Source organism: Weissella halotolerans DSM 20190, from assembly GCF_000420365.1.
GTDB lineage: Bacteria > Bacillota > Bacilli > Lactobacillales > Lactobacillaceae > Weissella > Weissella halotolerans.
Map to the genome: position 1 here is coordinate 1 of NZ_ATUU01000002.1, position 19,496 is coordinate 19,496.

Genomic DNA, 19,496 nt, shown 5'->3' on the forward strand with positions numbered 1-19,496 from the left:
ACGTGTTACTCACCCGTTCGCCACTCCTTGTATAGTTCTACGTCAGTATTGAGCAAGCTCTCTAAATCAGTAGAACGACAAGGCGTTCGACTTGCATGTATTAGGCACGCCGCCAGCGTTTATCCTGAGCCAGGATCAAACTCTCATTTTGAGAATTTGAGTAGTACTCAAATTATGTTGTTGTTTAACAGATGTTAAACGAATTTACTAGCGAATTGACTTCGCAAATGTTTGCACCACATACGTGGTGACCCTACACATTTGTTATATCGAAACGATATTCAGTTTTCAATGATCTACAAATTGTTGACTGCTTTAATAGCGACAACAGAAATTAATTATACACGTCTTAAAATAGATGTCAACACCTTTTTTAAAGGACAGTACATATATTATCTGCAACGCTCACCTGACAACTCGTATTATATTACAGAGTTTATTAACAACTGTCAACCTTTTAGGGAAAAGTTTTAGTGTTTGCCTTCATCAAACCCGGCCACCGCCGTCATATCAACACTTTTTAATAACTCGCGGACATCACGGGCATTCATAAATGCTAAGCCGACTGCATGAAGCCGCTCAAAATCAATGGCTTCAATATTCACCGGCGTAAACGTAAATAAGGAGATTGGCCCTACTTGGAGACTAGCATCATGCCAAACTGCTAATTCAGATAACCGTAAATTTTCAATTGACAACCCTAAATCACTTTTAAAGCCCGTTAACAATGAGCCCAAAGCCGTTTCATTTTTGTGCTTATGCATTTTAACTGTATAAAACCGTGCCCTAGGTGCCTGTTCAGTAACTAAAAAAAAGGACTGATCACCCCGGGTAAACACAACCGTTCCTGCTACTAATGACATTACTTTCTCCTCTTAACCTCGTAATCGCTGTAAACTTTCCTGAATTGCAGTCGGCATAGCCTGTTTTATAGTTGAAAAGCCTAGCTTAACATGCCGATTAGTCCAAAAATAATGGGGGCCCTGTTTGCCTATTCGTCGATAATCTAATCTAGCTAGCCGCTCTCGCTCACTTAGACCACGTCTGGATAGTGAAATTTTTTGACTATATTCATCAATATTTAACACCAACACTTCGACTTCTTCTCCCAGTGCTAACTCATCTCGAACATGTTGAATAAAGGCTGACCGACACTCAGAAATATGAATTAGTCCTTGATGTTCTTTGTCCAACTGCACAAAAGCCCCATATGGTTGAATGCCGGTCACGGTACCTTTTAGTACATCGCCAATCTGATAACCCATACATCTTCCCTTCTGCACGTTATCCTGCTGTCTAATTTCTCTATCAACAATACTACATGACCGTCGCTTTAAGTAAGCGAACAGGCTCTTTAGGCTGGTCAGCAAAATCAACCTTAACCTTAGCAATGGCCTCAACGATCTCCATTCCTTGTTGAACTTGCCCAAATACGGTGTGTTTACCATCTAACCAAGGTGTACCACCATGTTGACGATATTCATCAACCACCTCTTTATCTTCATGATTAGCTAAATCCTGTAGCATTTGCTTAGGCACACGACTGGCTTCCACAATAAAAAATTGAGAGCCATTTGTATTAGGCCCAGCATTGGCCATCGACAAAGCACCGCGAAAATTATGTAAGTCAGAACTAAATTCATCCTTAAAGGGTTTATGCCAAATTGATTCTCCACCCATTCCCGTTCCGGTTGGATCACCCCCCTGAATCATGAAATCGTTAATCACCCGATGGAAGATGGTTCCGTCATAATAACCTGCTTCTACTAATCCAAGAAAATTTTCAACCGTCTTCGGTGCTTCTTGTTCAAACAATTTTACTTGGATATCACCCAAGCTCGTTGTCAATTGGACTCGTGGCCCCTTTACTTGTTCAAGGTTAAGTTGTTTTAATGTCATCTTTTCACCCTTTTATAGTTTAATTTTTAGTTAACAGTATCTTCGTTATTATATCATACTCTGCGCTCACTACTTGGTTGTGCTAGACTAATTCATGACTCTTATCAGACATAATCTTAATCAGTGGAGTAACAACATGGCACACATTATTGATATTTTTCTACACTTAGACCAACATTTATCGACCTGGGTTAATATTTTAGGCCCTTGGTCCTACGCCCTTTTATTTGCAGTCATCTTTATCGAGACTGGGGCCGTCATCCTACCTTTCCTACCTGGTGACTCCCTTTTATTTGCGGCCGGCGCAACTGCAGCCCTACCCCACAATGTGCTCGATCCTTGGGCCCTATTGCTATTATTCTGGGTTGCCGCTTTAAGTGGCGATTCACTAAACTTTGTTCTCGGTCGTAAAATTGGGCTGCCCTTAGTGCGACATCCCTTTCTTGGGCGCTTTATCACGGAGAAAAATTTGGAGGATACCAAATCTTTCTTCATTAAGCATGGTAAATTAGCCATCATTCTCGCCCGTTTCCTACCAATTATCCGGACTTTAGCCCCCTTTACCGCTGCCCTATCTGGTTATCCCTATCGACAATTTATCATGTTGGATACAATAGCCGCAACGCTTTGGGTTTTCATTGGCGTTTGGTGTGGCTATTTCTTTGGTCAAGTACCGTTCATTCAACAACACTTTTCACTAGTAATCTTAGGAATTCTTTTTATAACTATTTTACCTGCTGTGATTGGGGCTATTCGAGCACGCTTGAACAAATAAGATAACCTACGAGAAGTAAAAAAGAGGACTGTCAGTCGACAGTCCTCTTTTTTACTTCTGCTCTTTATCAGCTAATCGTCTAACTTACCAGGTACAGGATCAATAATAACATTCCCAGCTTCAATCTCTTCAAATGCTTGCCCAATCGGTTTTACCGACTTAAATTCTGGCAAGGTAGGCAAAGCACCTTGTTCTAATTCATGTGCCCGTTGTGAACCTAGAGCAATTAACTTATATCGTGAATCTACACGCTCTAACAACTTATCAACTGATGGATATAAAATCATAATTTTTCAAACTCCTCTATCATTGAAATATACTCTGGCAATACTCGCTCCACACGTAAGCGCTCAATCTTGATAATGTCCTTAATACGATCAACGGCTGCAGCAACCTCGTCATTGACAACGGCATAATCATAATTTTTCATCATCCGAATTTCAGAAGCTGCCGTTTGAACGCGACGATTAATGACATCTAGATTTTCAGTTCCGCGTCCAATCAAACGTGTCTTTAACGAACGTAGATTAGGTGGTGTCAAAAAGATGTAAGCCCCTTCTGGCATTTTTTCCTTCACTTGCAAGGCACCCTGGACATCAATTTCAAGAAGCACGTCTTTTCCTGCCGCTAAAGTTTTTTCGATATAAGCCTTAGGGGTACCATAATAATTTCCCACATACTGGGCATATTCAAGCACCTCATTATGTTTAATGGCATCCTCAAATTGCTCGCGGGTAACAAAAAAATAATCTTCGCCGTCAACCTCGCCAGTTCGAGGCTGACGGGTCGTCATAGAAATCGAGTATTGAAAATCAATATCTGGTTCTTCAAACAAAGCCTTCCGAACTGTTCCTTTACCAACGCCAGACGGACCTGACAAGACAATTAAAACGCCACGCTTCATGGTCGACATACTCCTCTTCAAGTAAAAACTAAGTAACTTACATTGTACTCCTTTAGGCAACGATATACAATCTTCCGGCTACTTATCCTGACCACTCGCTAACAAGGTACGTGCATTTTCCTTAGCCGCTGCAGTCAACTTATCCCCTGATAGCATGCGTGCTAATTCATCAATTCGACCAGTCTCATCAAGCGTGGTAACCATTGTTTGTGTGCGTCCCGCATCCACCTTTTTTTGGATAAAGAAATGATGGTCAGCCAGTGCTGCCACTTGAGGTAAGTGCGTAATAGTTAACACCTGTGAATGCTGCCCAATATCTGCAATTTTTTCCGCAATCGCTTGGGCAACCCGTCCAGAAACACCTGTATCGACTTCATCAAAAATAATCGCTGTGGTCCCCTGTTCCTGAGAGAAGATGGTTTTAATTGCCAACATCATTCGTGATAGTTCACCACCCGAAGCAATCTTAACTAACGGTTTTGCTCGTTCACCCTCATTGGTTTTAATGTAAAATTCGACTTGATCACTACCAGTGAGCTGTAAATTCTCAGTTGGCTTAATGATAACCGAAAATTCAGCCTTAGCCATATAAAGATCTCTTAGCTGTTCGTGGATTTGGTTAGTAAGTTCTTTTGCCGCTACTTGTCGCTTTTTATGCAGCTGATTAGCAAGTTCCTCGGATCTTTTTTTAGCTCCTTCAACCTTTTCCTTAAGTCCCTCCACCGATTGGTTTTCGCCACTCATTGCATCTAGTTCTGCTTCTACCTTGGCCTGGTGTGCCAAAACTTCTGCTACTGTTGCTCCATATTTCTGTTCAAGTCCTCGAATTAAATCTAAACGTGACTCAACTTCGCGTAACCGTGCAGGATCAAATGCAAGACTATCTTTAACTGATAAAATATCAGAAGAAACATCCTGCAAATTATAGTAAACTTCGCGCATATTTTCTGCTAAATGACCATATTTAGGAGATAAATCTTCAATCCCTTCTAGCGCTGCCAGAGCAGTTCCAATGCTTTGCGACCCATTGGGCTCCCAGTCACCATCAAGTACCTCATGTGCTTTCGACAAACCTTCAAGTACATCCTGAAAATTGGATAACTCCTGATATTCAGCCGTTAAATGCTCCTCTTCATCTGGTTGCAAATCAGCAGCCTGTAACTCATTAACTTGAAACGTTAACATGTCTAAACGTTGCGCCCAAGCATGTTCGTCTGCTAAGTGTTTTTTTAATGTTTGTGTAAGCTGTTGGTAGTCCTGATAGGCCTGCTGATAAGCTGTTAATACCGGTCTTATTTTTTTTGCACCATACTGGTCAAGGAGCCGGATATGTTGATCAACCTGCATCAACTCTTGCTGTTCATTTTGTCCATAGATATCCACCAGATAATGTCCAATTTGCTTGAGTAAACTTGCGTTGACTAAGGTTCCATTGACGCGAATCACGTTTCTACCCGTCCGATGTAATTCGCGATGAATTAATAGTTGTTGGTCATCAAGCGGGATACTATGTTCTTGCAGAAGCGCTTGCAAGTCGGTTGAAGGCTGTAGATCCAACAAGCCTTGAATTACAGCCTTATCTGCACCTTCACGAATATAATCCTGTGATCCACGACCGCCTGTTAACAGACCAACTGCGTCAATGATAATCGACTTTCCAGCCCCTGTCTCACCAGTTAATACCGTCATACCAGGTTGAAAACTAATATTTAACTTTTGAATAATTGCAAAGTTTTGAATAGATAGTTCTTGTAACATTCTTCACCTCCTGGCCAATGCGCTATTTGCTTATCGCTGAACCTAACACGGCCTGCATAAATTCTTCTGCCTGTCGTGACTGACGCAAAATCACTAGAACACCTGCATCATCACCAATCATGCCAAAGATATCCGGATAGTTTCCAGCGGCTAAAGCCATTTTTAAAGCTGGCCCCGAACCCGGCGCTACATTAAACATGACCATGTTACCTTGACAGTAGTAACTGGTTCCTTGTTCAGCCAAAATACGCTGTAGTTGACCAACATAGTCTGCTGGTGTCATAACCGCATAGGCAAAGCCACCATCAGATTGGGGAACTTTCGTTAGATGTAAGTCTGCAATATCACGTGAAACGGTCGCTTGGGTCACTGCCCATCCCTTGGCATTTAATTTTGCCACCAAGTCTTCTTGCCGTCTAATTTGTTCTTGCATGACTAATTCGCGAATAGCCTGTTGACGAGCCTGTTTATTTTTCCGCATCCTCTTCTTCCTTTCGATGCGCATTTAACTGTTGATGAGCTGCAGTCACCACGGCCTGCCGTTGTACAGGATCAATGGTACTAGCCCCACCATCTAAAACTAGCTGAGCTAAGAACTCAATATTTCCTGAACCACCTTTAATGGGGGAAAAGTCTAAATTAGTTAGACTAAAGCCATTCGCTTTTGCATAATCGGCTACCTGGTCAATCACAGCTAAGTGAGTCAGCGCATCTTTAACAATCCCATGTTTACCAACAGCTTGGCGACCAGCTTCGAATTGAGGTTTAATCAAAGCCGCTACCTGTCCTTGCTTAACTAAAATCGTAGCGAGGGCTGGGAGAATCAAGTTTAAGGAAATAAACGACACATCAATTGTGGCTAAGTCAGGTTGCCCAGCAGTGAACATGGACGGCGTAGCATACCGAAAATTGGTGTTTTCCATTACGACGACCCGTGGATCAGAACGTAGTGACCATACCAACTGGTTGGTGCCAACATCAAGTGCATAGACTAACGAAGCCCCATTCTGAAGTGCTACATCTGTAAAGCCACCAGTAGAAGAGCCTATATCTAAGACTGTTTTACCAGTGAAATCCAAGTGAAAGACCTGCGTCGCCTTTTCTAACTTAAAACCACCTCTTGAAACATAGGGCATGGGCGTCCCTTTGATGTGTAGCTCTGTCGTTACTGGAATTTTTTGACCAGCCTTATCTAGCCGCTCTTCATTGGTCCCCAGCACTTCGCCAGCCATCACTGCCCGTTTGGCCTGTTCTCGTGAATGAAATAGGCCTTGCTGAACAGCCAGGACATCAACTCTTTCCTTTTCTATTTTCATGTTTTCTCCATTTACCTTTTTAGTGGTTCAAAATAGTTTAAAAATGCTGTCAATAAGTCTGGGTCAACCCCAGTATTGGTTAAGTCAGTTAGGGCTATCTGTGCCTGATGCACCTGCTCTGCTAACATCTTAGCTGCCCCATCCAGGCCTAAAATATTAGGATACGCTTGTTTATCTTCACGACCATCTTGTTGCCAATCATCCAAATCATCTTTTATTTGAAAGGCTAGCCCAAAAGCAGCCCCATACTGCTTTAAGGCTGTTAATTGGGCTTCGTCGGCCTGACTCATAATGCCACCCGCCTTCAGTGCATAAACAATCAGAGCGCCGGTCTTAGCACGATGCACCGCCTGTGCTTGGTCCAGTGTGATTTCTGTTTGCCCAGTATAGGCCATATCAAGTACTTGACCAGCCACCATGCCTCGACCACCACTTGCATCTGCTAGGGCGGCAATCAATGCCAATCGCTGGTGTTCACTCAAATCCTTTGCCTGACTAAGCCAGTCAAAGGCTAATGGCTGTAAAGCATCCCCTGCTAAGATAGCACTGGCTTCATCAAATGCGACATGGGTTGTTGCCTGACCACGTCGGAATTGATCATTGTCCATGGCAGGTAAATCATCATGGATTAAACTATAAGCATGGATTAATTCAACTGCATCCACAGCCTGTAAATAGGGCTTAGGATCCAAACCAAAACTTTTAATTACCGCTACTGTAAGTAAGGGCCGAAGCCGCTTACCGCCCCCCATAACCGCATACTCAATTGGGGCTAATAACCGGTTTAACTCAATACTTTGCTTCAGCTGCGACCTTAATTGTGCATTAATTTGAGGTTGCCAGATATTACGAAATTCAGTCAATGTCATGCTGCTTACCCTGCTGGTTTAAAGTCATTCGTTTCACCTTGCTCATCAACAATTTTAGCAAGGCTTTGCTCGGCATCTTGAAGCGTCTTTTGTAATGACCGACTTAGGGCAACCCCTTTTTCAAAAGCCTGCAAGGCTTCTTCCAATGGGACATCTCCCTTTTCAAGCTGGCTCACAATGTTCTCTAATTGCGTTAAATCCTCTTCGAATGTATGTTCTTTATTTTCCGTCATTTTTTTCTCTCTTTTCTACTACCGTGGCTTCTATCTGGCCATCTGCTAATTCAATCGTTAATGGCTCTGTTAGGCTAACGTCTTGTATGCTCCGGATTAGCTGCCCCTTTTGTTCTACTAAACCATACCCCCGACTCAATACGGCAAGTGGGCTAACCAATTGCAGCCCACTAACCGCCTGTCTGAGCGTCTGCTTTTTATGTTCCAACATCGATTTCATCGCTACTGGCAAACGTGGTGCTAACAAATCAAAACGCTGCTGATCTGGTGCTAATCCCTTAGCCATCATCCGTTGTAATTGAGCACTAGCTAAATCAATCCGCTGCGCATAACCTTCATACAAGCGGCGTGGATCTTGTAGTACATAGCTCTGTTGTAGGTGTTGTAATTTATCACGGTCTTGGCTAATTTGCCCCTGCAAAACGTGCACAAGTCGTTGCCGTAATTGTTCAATGCCTAACCATAAATCTGCTAGGGGAACTGGTGTCGCTAATTCCGCCGCTGCCGTTGGCGTAGCCGCCCGTTGATCAGCAACATAATCAGCAATCGTTGTATCCGTTTCATGACCCACAGAACTGATGACCGGCATGGGCATTGTTAATAATTTATTGGCCAGTTTCTCGTCATTAAAAGCCCATAAATCTTCAATGGAACCCCCTCCCCGGCCAATAATCAGTACATCTGCATCGCTAGTAGTGGCCACTTGGTCCAGCCGCTTTATAAGTTCGGGGACGGCTTGTGCGCCTTGTACCGCTGCAGGATATAAATCCACCTCTGCAATTGGATAACGGCGTTTTACCGTCGTCAAAATATCACGGATGACCGCCCCACTAGGTGACGTGATAACCGCTATTTTCTTTGGAAAACGGGGGATTGGTCGTTGCAACTGATTAAAGACACCAGCCTTTTGTAGTCTCGCCTTCAATTGTTCATAAGCTTGATAGAGAGCCCCAATACCATCAGGTTCTAACTTTTCAATAATTAAGCTATATGACCCATTGGGTGCATATAAGTCCACATGACCATATGCATTCACCTTCATGCCTGCCTCTAAGTCAAAGGGTAACTTGGCAAAGTCACGTTTAAACATCGTTGCATTTATTACAGCGTGTTCATCTTTAAGCGAAAAATATTGATGTGTTGGTCGCCGCCTAAAATTTGACACTTCACCCGTTACATAAATATGCGCTAAATATGGATCTTGCGTAAACTTACGCTTTAAATACTGTGTTAAGGCACTAACTGTTAAATATTCTGCCATCCTTGCTCCAATTCAATACCATGATGCCGTGCTGCCAGCTCAACTGTCGTTTCTAATAGGGTTGCAATCGTCATTGGTCCAACCCCACCCGGAACTGGCGTAATTTTACTTGCTAGCTGGCTGACTGCCTGAAAATCAACATCTCCAACTAACGAGCCATCATCCATACGATTAATACCGACATCAATCACAACTGCTCCGGGTTTAATGTCTTCACCTTTCAATAGGTTTGGGTGTCCTGCCGCGACCACCACGATATCAGCGGCTTGAACTAATTGCCGTTTGAGTGCTGAAGGGGTACCACGGTGGAGCAGGCTTACTGTTGCGCCTGCCTTTGCTAACAAGGCAAACATTGGCCGTCCAACCAAGATTGACCGCCCAATGACAACCGCATTTTTCCCATCAAGTGATACCCCTTCATGAGCTAACATCGTCATCACACCGCGGGGGGTATTCGCAACTGGATAAAATTCATTTCGCCCGGCAAATAAACGGCCTATATTTTCAGGGTGAAAACCATCCACATCTTTAGCCGGACTAATCGCGGCTTGAATAGTCTCCTCGTTTATATGCGCAGGTAAGGGGCTTTGAACTAAAATGGCATCAACCGTTGGGTTCTGATTTAAATAATCAATTTTAGTCAAGAGCTCAGCTTGAGTGACCGTCGTGGGATAATGTAGTGTTTCTGCAACCACCCCAACTTTTTTAGCAGCACGTTCTTTATTACGTACATAAATTTGACTAGCTGGATCGTCCCCAACCAAAATGACTGCTAAGCCCGCTTTTACGCCCACTTGCGCTAACCGTTCTGTTTGTTGACTAACCGCTGTGCGCAGTTCTTTGGCGATTGTTCGTCCATCAATGATTTCAGCCATTTTCCACCCCCACTTTACCTGTATTTATTCAATATACTTGCATAAAGTTTACTATACCACCACCAGGGTAGCAACTCAACCAAACATAAAAAAGGTCAATTGTCACTCATCGAGTAATCAACTGACCTTTTTAAATTAGTGTTTCTTCATCCAATGATAGCCGTAGATAAAGAGTGTGCCAACAATGCCAACACTTAACGTATTAACTAGTGCCGCTACGCCACCCTGTAGAAAAACATAACGCCAAGCTGATTGGTAGACTAAATAATCGCCAAGCGGTGCTAAACCACCCCAAACTAATCCGTTAGCCAATGCTTGCCAGCCATTAAACCGTACTATTTGTTGCCAAGTTAGTGGTTGTGTTAATAATTCCAACCGCTGCACGACCAAACCAATTAACAGTCCAAAGACCCCATCAGCTACGACCCAGGTCCACCAAACATTCGTGTAGTTTAAACTATCGTAGAGTAAATGGCCAAAAAAGGCTACAAATGGCGTCCACACCGCGCCTAATGAAGTTGCTGCTAATACTAACCCTCCTTGTGCTAAAGAAGCTTGTGTATTGGGCATCCAAGTTGCCACACTGGTAAATTCATAAAGTAGGCAAATACCGCCAGCGGCTATGACTATCTCTACCAGTCGTCTCAGAAAGTCCTTCATCTTACCCTTCCTCACTCTCGGTTTCAGTCACCACAGTCGCTTCACTAGCACGTTCTTCTTCCATCGCCTGGTTAATCAGTGCTATCTTTTCATCAAAATAGGCTGCAATTTTAGCTGCTACTGAATCAAGGTCATCTAAAAAACCGGTTACCGTAGCTGCTTGGTCAATTCGTAACCCGGATTGACTTACTAAGGGATGCTCAACAATCATATAAACATTCACTTCACTAGCCGGATTATTGATCACAATCTTACTAATCTGATTAACATAGCGTAAAGGGAGATTAATCAAATTGCTCTCCAATCGTAAATGAATCGGTTCATCACCACTAATGACTAATTCTGCTCCCACTAAATCCCCAGCTGTTAATGCCTGGCGAACAAATGCCAATAATTCATCTAAATCGATTGTTGCTTGGTCAGGCGCAATAAAGCTGGCTTCACTAATCGTATTCGCATTTAATGCCTCAATTAAGTCGTTACCCGTTAATTGCATTATGCATCTCTCAATCTCTAGTTTTATTAGTACCAGTCTACCACATACCGCCCAACTCGTCAGCCATCCCTACCTTAGCTGGTCTTACTTTTGTAATTGACTAGCGGCAGCTTCATCCAAAATAACGGTTACGTTGGCATGGTTTTGCAAAGCGCTCGCAGGCACCGCCTCTGTTACCGGCCCTTCAATCATTTGTGCTACGGCTTGTGCCTTATTTTCACCATAGGCCACTAAGACTATATGCTTAGCCTGCATAATACTAGCAATTCCCATTGAATATGCGTATTTTGGTACCTCATTTGGGTCAGCAAAAAAGCGCGCATTAGCCGCAATCGTTGATGGTGTCAACGCCACCTTATGCGTTAATTCTGAAAATGCCGTTCCTGGTTCATTAAAGCCAATATGTCCATTAACCCCTAGGCCCAGCAATTGTAGGTCAATAGGATTGTTTTCAATAATGCGATCATAACGGCTTGTTTCAGCTTCTGCATCTGTTGCCAAACCATCAGGTAGATAATTGTGCTTAAATGGCTTTTGATTAAATAAGTGTTCTTGCATGAAATAATGATAGCTTTGGGGATTAGTAGCTGATAGACCAACATATTCATCTAAGTTAATCGAAATTTTATCTGAAAAATCTAAATCCGATGCCGTCAATGCCTGGTAAATCGTAATAGGTGACGAACCTGTTGCCAGCCCAAACACGTTTGCTCCTGCATCCAATGCGTCTGCAAACAGCTGATAGCCTGCTTGTCCACCGGCCTGCTGGTCCTTCACAATTTTAATATCCATCGTCATAATCGAAGCCTCCCATATTCCTCTTTTTTGGTATAGACCAATTATAACCGATTGGTCTATACTAATGCAAGAAAAATTTTAAACACTAAAAGGGCCTTACCTAGCCAGCTAGGCAAGACCCTTCAATTAGTCTAATTGGACCATCATAGTCTTTAGTTTATTATGCTTGTGATACTGATTCAACAGGTCGTGACTTGCGCGCAATATCAGCTAACAGATCCTGTTCAAAGGCATCCCAGGCCTCCGTATTGGTCTTCTTTGAACCAAAGCGACGCACAGTTACTGACTCATTGGCAACCTCGTCATCCCCGACAACCAAGGTATAGGGTACCTTGGCCGTCTGAGCATCTCGAATCAAGTAGCCCATCTTCTCATTACGGTCATCATAACTAGCACGAATACCCTGCTTAACTAAACGTTCCTTCAAAGCTTGTGCATAGTCACCATGGGCCTCACGATTGACTGGTATGATGCGCACTTGTTGTGGGGCTAACCAGGTTGGAAAGGCCCCTTTGTACATCTCAGTCAAATAAGCTGTAAACCGTTCCATGGTCGAGATGATTCCCCGGTGAATCATTACTGGCCGGTGCTTTTCACCATCAGCCCCCACATAGGTTACATCAAACCGCTCGGGCAATAGGAAGTCTAACTGAATCGTTGATAGGGTTTCTTCGCCACCTAAAGCCGTCTTAATTTGTACATCCAACTTTGGACCATAAAAGGCTGCTTCACCTTCTGCTTCAAAGTAATCTAAGCCCAAATCATCCATAGCCGACTTCAACATCGTCTGAGCCCGCTCCCACATATCGTCATCATCAAAGTACTTTTCCGTATTCTCAGGATCGCGATAAGACAAGCGGAAGCGATAGTCTGTAATGTTAAAGTCCTTGTAAACATCTACCATCAATTCAAGAATCTTCTTGAATTCATCTTCAATTTGATCCAGCGTTACGAAGGTATGCCCATCATTCAAGGTCATTTCACGTACCCGGGATAAGCCAGTCAAGGCGCCTGACTTTTCATAACGGTGCATCATGCCAAGCTCTGCCACTCGGAAAGGCAAGTCCCGGTACGACCGTGGCTTATGCTTATAAACCATGATATGTGATGGACAATTCATTGGCCGCAACTCTAAGAATTCACCATCGCCCATATCCATTGGTGGGAACATATCTTCTCTGTAATGATCCCAATGGCCTGATTGCTTATATAGATTCAAATTCGACAAGATAGGGGTATTCACATGCTGATAACCATCCTGGACTTCACGATCTACAATATAACGCTCTAGGGTCCGTCGAATTGCTGCCCCATTTGGTAACCAAACAGGTAGGCCCGCTCCTACTTCTTGCGAGGTAAAGAAGAGATCTTGGTCAGCACCGATTTTACGATGGTCGCGTTCCTTGGCTTCTTTACGGCGCTCCAACTCATCAGCTAAGTCTTGTTCATTCCAAAAGGCAGTTCCATATATGCGCTGGAGCATTGGATTGGATGATTTTCCGCGCCAGTAGGCACCAGCTACTGAAGTCAATTTGAAGTGCTTCAACCAGCCAGTTGATGGTACTAGCCCACCCCGATCTAATTCAACATGTTCCCCTTGCACAGCAATGGTAATCTTTTCATCGGCTGGCAAGTCATTAATCAACTCAATCTTATAAGGGTCATCCTTGAACATTTCCAATGCTTCGTCACGAGAGATTTCACGAGAGACAATGGGCAGATTTTCAGCTACAATATCACGCATTTCCTGCTCAATAGCTGGAAATTGGTCCACCGTAATCTGACCATCAGGCTTATCAGTATCATAATAAAAGCCATTATCAATATAAGGTCCCACTCCAAAATGCATATTAGGATAGAGACGCAAGAGGGCCTGCGCTAATAAATGCGATGCTGAATGCCGCAAAATGTCTAAGGCTTCAGGATCATCCTTGGTGATGAGGGAAAAATCACCACCTTCTTTAATTGCATCATGCATACCGACATAGTGACCATTAAGTTTAGCTGATACTGACTTTTTAGCCAAGGACTTTGAAATGCTGTTAGCTATTTCTAAAGGCGTCGTATCACTTGGGAATTCTTTAACCGCCCCATCTGGAAATACAATCTTTACTAATTCTGCCATTTATCTATCTCCTTTATTTATTCATTGCTCAATATATCAAAAAACGCCCCGTTGCTATATAGCAACGGGACGTTTTACCGTGGTACCACCCGAGTTCACCAGTCTAAACTGGCCTCAATGACGATTCGTAACGTGAATCAACGGGATTAGTTGGCTAATCCACTCGGAAGGAGTACCACAAAAGACGTGCTGACCCATTCGCATCCCCAGGGCTTTCTGTACAGTCGTTTCATTCTGTGACATATCTTCGTCAACGTTTTCTATCTGCACTTATTATAACAGACCCCCGCCAAAAAGAAAGCGCTAGTTTTTTAAAGCCTGCACTAAGGAACGGGTAAACTCTTCAATGGCTGGTTGATCACTGGCTGTCGGATTTAAATTGATTTTCAACGAAGGTGCACCCTGCTGCCCACCGGCAGCTAACAACCGAGTCGTAAAAGCATCCACTGCTGTACAAAAATCTTGACCATAAAAATCATCACCTGACCCGGCCACCCCAAAAACAACCCCGCCTAAATCAACCTGGCTTAAATCATCATAAAAGTCCAAGGCTTCTTCGGGTAATGAACCCTGATCAAACGTATAAGGTACAATCACCAACAAGGGTGTATTAACGGCCGTTATAGTCAATGGATCCACTAATTCCAAGGCTTGCTTCACCGTAGTTAGGCCAGCTAGGTGCAATTGGTCAATTATGCGGTCTGCCAAAGCTTCATTATTACCAGTAATCGTAGCGTATAATACCGTTGCTTCTACCATTAAGTTACGGCTTCCTTTCTACCAACAACGCCCTAGAAGGGATGCTGATCATAGTCAATCCAGGATTCGTGGCGATCCTGAATGCGCTTAAACATTTTTTCCATATCTGTAAGTGAAAAAGAGACAACCACGGGTCGACCATGGGGACAGTTAAACGGATTCTCGGTCTGGGCAAGCTGGTCAAGTAAGCCCTGAGCTTCATACCGATTTAAAGACCAATTCGCTTTAATCGACCGTTTGCAAGCCATCATAATAGCCGTCTTTTCCCTAAAGGCAGCCACCGTAATCGACTGATCCCGCAAGAGCCAATCGATCATTTCGCGCACTGTAGCCTCCTCTTGACCGGCTGGAAACCAACCTGGGTGTTCACGCAAAATAAAGGTGTGTTCCCCAAAGGGGGCTAATTCAATTCCTACTGCCGCCAACTGTGATAACTGTCCTTCAATTTTAAGGGCATCTAAAGCTGAATACTCGAGCACAATTGGAACTAATAACTGCTGTTTTTCCTGCCCTGCCTGACCAATCACTGCCCGATAATGTTCGTACTTAATGCGCTCTTGGGCAGCATGCTGGTCAATAATATAAAGGCCACCTGTCCCTTGGGCTAACAAAAAGGTTCCATAGACTTGACCAATATACGTCAGATCTGGAAATCGTTCGCTATTATCGGTAACTGTCTGTGACTCAGTACCTACATCTGGTGTCCCAAACGAAAGCAAAAGACCGTCATCTGCTAGTCCGGCTGCCTGTTGGTGCTGATTATCTTTTCCAAACGCTGGCAGCAAAGGAACATCCTGATATCGCTTTACAAAGGCCTGCACATCAGCATTCGCCAAGTCCGACCGTTGCCTAATAAGCACTGGGGTCAAGTGGCTATGTTGTTCAACTAATTCTTTTGGTAACACTACCCTGGTAGTATCTGGTTGAGCCGGTGCTTTTGAAGCAGGCTGCATCTGCCCTTCTAATGCAGTTGATTGCTTCTGTCGCGATACATCATTGAGTGTCGTTAAAAAGGAGGCCCTGGTCTGACTAGGCTGTTTTTGATCCTGATAATTCTGATAGCCATCAGGAATTAAATTTTCCTGTTGAATCCGCAATCGTACGGTTTCTTCGATAAAGGCCTCTAACTCATCTTCTTTTGAAAGTCGCACTTCATTTTTTTGTGGGTGCACATTTACATCCACTAAAGTCGGATCCATTTCTATTTGAAGGGCGGCAATTGGATAACGCCCCACCATCAATTTTGATCCATACCCTTTAATGAGGGCATTAGTTAACTGAAACTGTTTAACAAAGCGACCGTTAATCAGAATCGCAATATAAGAACGATTAGCCCGGGTTAATTCAGGTAAAGACGTATACCCACTTAAGCGAAAGTCATTATCTTCTGCTTGCAGCGCTAGCATTTTTCTGGCCTGTTGCACACCATAAATCGCTGCTAGGACCTGCTGTAGGTCACCATTACCAACAGTCCGCAAAATTTCCTTATGCCCATGCCGCAAACGCAGGGCGACCTGAGGATAACTCAAGGCTAGGTGATTAAGCACTTCTACAATTTTTGCTAGCTCAGTCGCCTGCGATTTTAAATATTTTAACCGGGCCGGTGTATTGAAGAACAAGTTTTTCACCGTCACATCAGTTCCTTTACGAGCCGCAGCACTCCCCGCCTCAAGTAGGGTTCCACCTTCATAATGAACTTGCATACCTTGACTAGCATCTTGCTGGGCCGTTACGAGTTGAACATCACTAACTGAGGCAATGGAGGGTAAGGCTTCCCCGCGAAACCCTAACGAGGCCACGTGAAACAAATCTCGTTGCGTTAGTATTTTTGACGTTGCATGGCGCTGAAAAGCCAACTCTACCTGGTCATTTTTTATGCCATCACCATCATCAATTACGCGAATTTTAGAAACGCCTGCATCTTCCACGATAATATCAATATGCTCTGCATGGGCGTCAATTGCATTTTCGACCAATTCTTTAACTACCGACGCCGGACGCTCCACCACTTCACCAGCCGTAATTTGATTAGCTAGTACTTCAGATAACATTTGTATTTGTGCCATTAGCTTACCTGCACCCCCTACTTACCAAGTTTGGCTTGCCACTTGCTAACTTGAAGCAAGGTTTCAAGTGGTGTCATATTGGCCAAATCAAGTGTTTTTAGCTCAGCTAACACGCTTTCATCTTGATCACTTGCTATATCAAATAAGGCCAGTTGACTTGGTTGCTCACTATCACTAGTTGATTGATGCGTTTCAACTGCCAGATTATCTGGCGTAACGGAACTTGGATAAGCAACCATTGGTTCCGCTAGTGAAGAATTAGTACTATTTTTTTCAGCCTGTGATGGTAAGAGTTGACTTTCCTTTTGATCACTGGCTTCCAAATCCTGCAAAATTTCACTAGCCCGCTTAATTAATTGCTCAGGTAAACCAGCTAACTTAGCCACATTAATCCCGTAACTCTGATCAGCTGGTCCTGGTAAGACCTTATGTGAAAAAATCAGTTTTCCATCCTCTTCAGTTGCGCCAACATGAACGTTTTTTAAATGAGGTAGGGTCGTATCTAAGCTAGTTAATTCATGATAATGTGTTGAAAAAAGTGTTTTGGCCTGCGTATGATCATGCACATATTCAATAATGGCCTGGGCTAAAGCCATGCCGTCATAGGTAGCCGTTCCTCGTCCCAACTCATCAAACAAAATTAACGAGTGTGGACTCGCCTCTTGTAGTGCTGTGTTAGCCTCTGCCATTTCAACCATAAAGGTCGAGTTACCCGAAATCAAATCATCTGCAGCCCCAATTCTAGTGAAAATATGATCAAAAATAGGTAACTTAGCGCTCGTCGCTGGTACAAAAGAGCCAATTTGTGCCATCACTACCGTCAATGCCAATTGTCGCATATAAGTGGACTTCCCCGACATATTAGGGCCAGTAATCAACATAATTGTTTCGTCCACTGGCATCACCACATCATTTGCCACAAAGGCTTGATGGCCTAGTACTTTTTCCACAACTGGATGCCGACCATCCTTAATCTCAATTTCAGTCTCGTCTGTCAATTGAGGCCTTACAAAATTAAATTGTTCAGCAACGGTAGCCAAACTCTGTAAAACATCTAACCGCGCCAGGTTGGCCCCAAGTTTTTGTAGTCGCGTAATATTCATTTTGATAGTATCGCGCAGCTGGGTAAATAAGTCGTATTCAAGTTCACTTGACTGTGCCTGCGCCTCTAGAATTAACTGTTCATGTTCTTTTAATTCGGGTGTAATAAAGCGTTCGGCATTAACCAATGTTTGCTTACGCGTATACCGATCAGGGTCTAGACGATCAATATTAGCCTTCGTCACTTCAATATAGTAACCAAAGACCTTATTATAGCCAATTTTCAACGAGTGGATACCCGTTGCTTCACGCTCACTAGCTTCCAAATCAGCTAACCACTGTTTACCATGTTGCATGGTATAGCGGTACTCATCAAGCTTGGCATTATACCCATCTTTAATCAGTCCACCTTCTTTAACTGATACTGGCGGATCATCTGTAATCGCCTGACTAATCAGCTCTTGGATATCAGATACGGGATCTAAGTCCGCCAAGGGGGTGCCAAAAATATGTTGATCCATGGCTTGTAGCGTCAGCATAATGGCCGGTACCTGTTCTAGTGAATGGCTTAATTGTAAAAGATCACGTCCATTGGCACTTCCAAAGGCAACGCGGCCAGCCAAACGTTCTAGGTCGTACACCCCTTGTAAGGCCTCTTGCAACGCAGCCCGACCAAAGTAGTCATCTAATAATCCCCCGACAATGTCGTACCGTCCCTCCAAGGCCGTCCGATCAAGTAAGGGTTGTTCAATCCACTGCTTTAAAAGGCGCCCTCCCATGGCCGTCTTTGTCAAATCTAATAACCACAATAGCGTACCTGAACGTTGTTGCGTGCGGATATTACTTGTTAATTCTAAATTGGCCCGTGAATGTCGATCCAATTCCAAATACTGGGCAATATCATAGCCTTTAGCCACCTGTAAATGGTCCAAAGAGCGTTTTTGCGTCGCCATCAAATATGCTAATAACAAGTCAGCACTATGTTTTTGAGCTGGCTGAGCTAAGTCTTGCACCAGATAATCCAATTGATGGTCCGCTAACCCCTCACTCTGATATGAAACTAAAATACCAAGATTCGTAAGCGTGGCCATTAAATCATCAGGCAAGGTAACATCGGTAACAATCTCCTTAGTTTCTAGCCGACTTAACTCATTCATCACATTGCCTGTGGTCGCAACCGTCGTCGCCTCTAATTCTCCGGTTGATAAATCAGCATAAGCCAACCCGAACTGACCAGTTGGCAATTGGCTCAATGCAACCATATAGTTATTTTCTTTTGCTGCATCCGCAGAGGTTTTCATGCGTGTGCCTGGCGTTACTAACTGAATGACCTCCCGCTTAACCATTCCCTCGGCTTGAGCGGGATCTTCCATCTGTTCAACGACCGCAACTTTATAGCCCTTATCAACTAAAATATCAATGTAGCTTTGGGCTGCGTGATGGGGCACGCCGGCCATGGGAACTGGTTGCGCTGAATTTTTATTACGCTGCGTTAGGGTTAATTCAAGTAGCTTGGCCCCTAAAATCGCATCCTCATTAAACAATTCGTAAAAATCGCCCAAACGATAAAACAGTAAGGCGTCTGGGTACTGGGCCTTAATTTCATTATACTGTTGCATCATTGGTGTTACTCTTGGTTTTTTGGCCATTTCTACTCCTTT

20 protein-coding genes and 1 rRNA gene are annotated in these 19,496 nt (G+C 43.6%); 1 reads left to right on the forward strand and 20 read right to left on the reverse strand.

The window, feature by feature from the left end; genetic code table 11:
* From G414_RS0102555 to G414_RS0102570, 4 genes are all read right to left on the reverse strand, one after another.
* A 16S ribosomal RNA gene (locus G414_RS0102555) occupies nucleotides 1-151 on the reverse strand; the annotation flags it as partial.
* A 319-nt stretch (nucleotides 152-470) separates the two neighbouring features.
* The gene (locus tag G414_RS0102560; protein ID WP_022791296.1) at nucleotides 471-863 is read right to left on the reverse strand and encodes a hypothetical protein; all 393 of its coding nucleotides are present in this window, start codon (nucleotides 861-863) and stop codon (nucleotides 471-473) included.
* 12 nt (nucleotides 864-875) lie between these two features.
* Nucleotides 876-1,265 (reverse strand): CvfD/Ygs/GSP13 family RNA-binding post-transcriptional regulator, encoded by a 390-nt coding sequence (locus tag G414_RS0102565; RefSeq protein ID WP_022791297.1) that lies wholly within the window; start codon nucleotides 1,263-1,265, stop codon nucleotides 876-878.
* Nucleotides 1,266-1,317: 52 nt separating this feature from the next.
* Nucleotides 1,318-1,899: a peptidylprolyl isomerase gene (locus tag G414_RS0102570; protein WP_022791298.1), complete on the reverse strand. Its 582-nt coding sequence runs from the start codon at nucleotides 1,897-1,899 to the stop codon at nucleotides 1,318-1,320.
* 136 nt (nucleotides 1,900-2,035) lie between these two features.
* Here G414_RS0102570 and G414_RS0102575 point away from each other — a divergent pair, with 136 nt between their 5' ends.
* A complete protein-coding gene (locus G414_RS0102575) occupies nucleotides 2,036-2,674 on the forward strand; it encodes a VTT domain-containing protein (RefSeq protein ID WP_022791299.1) in 639 nt (212 codons plus the stop codon).
* A 71-nt stretch (nucleotides 2,675-2,745) separates the two neighbouring features.
* On the opposite strand, the gene rpoZ is transcribed toward G414_RS0102575, so the two are convergent.
* From rpoZ to mutS, 16 genes are all read right to left on the reverse strand, one after another.
* Nucleotides 2,746-2,961 (reverse strand): DNA-directed RNA polymerase subunit omega, encoded by a 216-nt coding sequence (gene rpoZ / locus G414_RS0102580; RefSeq protein ID WP_022791300.1) that lies wholly within the window; start codon nucleotides 2,959-2,961, stop codon nucleotides 2,746-2,748.
* Complete coding sequence (gene gmk, locus G414_RS0102585) at nucleotides 2,958-3,578, reverse strand: guanylate kinase (protein WP_022791301.1); 621 nt, start codon at nucleotides 3,576-3,578, stop codon at nucleotides 2,958-2,960. The genes rpoZ and gmk overlap by 4 nt, the downstream gene beginning before the upstream one ends.
* Before the next feature lie 78 nt (nucleotides 3,579-3,656).
* Complete coding sequence (gene recN, locus G414_RS0102590) at nucleotides 3,657-5,336, reverse strand: DNA repair protein RecN (RefSeq protein ID WP_022791302.1); 1,680 nt, start codon at nucleotides 5,334-5,336, stop codon at nucleotides 3,657-3,659.
* Between the two features lie 22 nt (nucleotides 5,337-5,358).
* Nucleotides 5,359-5,817, reverse strand: a complete 459-nt coding sequence (locus G414_RS0102595; RefSeq protein WP_022791303.1) for an arginine repressor — start codon at nucleotides 5,815-5,817, stop codon at nucleotides 5,359-5,361.
* Nucleotides 5,804-6,652, reverse strand: a complete 849-nt coding sequence (locus tag G414_RS0102600; RefSeq protein ID WP_022791304.1) for a TlyA family RNA methyltransferase — start codon at nucleotides 6,650-6,652, stop codon at nucleotides 5,804-5,806. Before G414_RS0102600 ends, G414_RS0102595 begins: the two co-directional genes overlap by 14 nt.
* A gap of 11 nt (nucleotides 6,653-6,663) precedes the next feature.
* Nucleotides 6,664-7,521 carry a polyprenyl synthetase family protein gene (locus G414_RS0102605; protein WP_022791305.1) on the reverse strand — a complete coding sequence of 286 codons (858 nt, stop codon included), beginning with the start codon at nucleotides 7,519-7,521 and terminating at the stop codon, nucleotides 6,664-6,666.
* Between the two features lie 5 nt (nucleotides 7,522-7,526).
* Nucleotides 7,527-7,754 (reverse strand): exodeoxyribonuclease VII small subunit, encoded by a 228-nt coding sequence (locus G414_RS0102610; protein ID WP_022791306.1) that lies wholly within the window; start codon nucleotides 7,752-7,754, stop codon nucleotides 7,527-7,529.
* A complete protein-coding gene (gene xseA, locus G414_RS0102615) occupies nucleotides 7,741-9,015 on the reverse strand; it encodes an exodeoxyribonuclease VII large subunit (protein ID WP_022791307.1) in 1,275 nt (424 codons plus the stop codon). Before xseA ends, G414_RS0102610 begins: the two co-directional genes overlap by 14 nt.
* Nucleotides 9,000-9,890 (reverse strand): bifunctional 5,10-methylenetetrahydrofolate dehydrogenase/5,10-methenyltetrahydrofolate cyclohydrolase, encoded by an 891-nt coding sequence (locus tag G414_RS0102620; protein WP_022791308.1) that lies wholly within the window; start codon nucleotides 9,888-9,890, stop codon nucleotides 9,000-9,002. The genes xseA and G414_RS0102620 overlap by 16 nt, the downstream gene beginning before the upstream one ends.
* Before the next feature lie 135 nt (nucleotides 9,891-10,025).
* Nucleotides 10,026-10,550: an ECF-type riboflavin transporter substrate-binding protein gene (locus G414_RS0102625; RefSeq protein ID WP_027694509.1), complete on the reverse strand. Its 525-nt coding sequence runs from the start codon at nucleotides 10,548-10,550 to the stop codon at nucleotides 10,026-10,028.
* A 1-nt stretch (nucleotide 10,551) separates the two neighbouring features.
* Complete coding sequence (locus tag G414_RS0102630) at nucleotides 10,552-11,046, reverse strand: hypothetical protein (protein WP_022791309.1); 495 nt, start codon at nucleotides 11,044-11,046, stop codon at nucleotides 10,552-10,554.
* Between the two features lie 84 nt (nucleotides 11,047-11,130).
* Nucleotides 11,131-11,838 carry a glucosamine-6-phosphate deaminase gene (locus G414_RS0102635; protein WP_027694510.1) on the reverse strand — a complete coding sequence of 236 codons (708 nt, stop codon included), beginning with the start codon at nucleotides 11,836-11,838 and terminating at the stop codon, nucleotides 11,131-11,133.
* A gap of 166 nt (nucleotides 11,839-12,004) precedes the next feature.
* Nucleotides 12,005-13,969 (reverse strand): threonine--tRNA ligase, encoded by a 1,965-nt coding sequence (gene thrS / locus G414_RS0102640; protein ID WP_022791311.1) that lies wholly within the window; start codon nucleotides 13,967-13,969, stop codon nucleotides 12,005-12,007.
* A gap of 303 nt (nucleotides 13,970-14,272) precedes the next feature.
* Entirely contained in the window at nucleotides 14,273-14,728 is a 456-nt protein-coding gene (locus G414_RS0102645; RefSeq protein WP_022791312.1) for a flavodoxin domain-containing protein, read from the reverse strand.
* Nucleotides 14,729-14,760: 32 nt separating this feature from the next.
* A complete protein-coding gene (mutL, locus tag G414_RS0102650; RefSeq protein WP_022791313.1) occupies nucleotides 14,761-16,794 on the reverse strand; it encodes a DNA mismatch repair endonuclease MutL in 2,034 nt (677 codons plus the stop codon).
* 17 nt (nucleotides 16,795-16,811) lie between these two features.
* The gene (gene mutS, locus G414_RS0102655) at nucleotides 16,812-19,484 is read right to left on the reverse strand and encodes a DNA mismatch repair protein MutS (RefSeq protein ID WP_022791314.1); all 2,673 of its coding nucleotides are present in this window, start codon (nucleotides 19,482-19,484) and stop codon (nucleotides 16,812-16,814) included.
* Nucleotides 19,485-19,496: the final 12 nt, after the last annotated feature.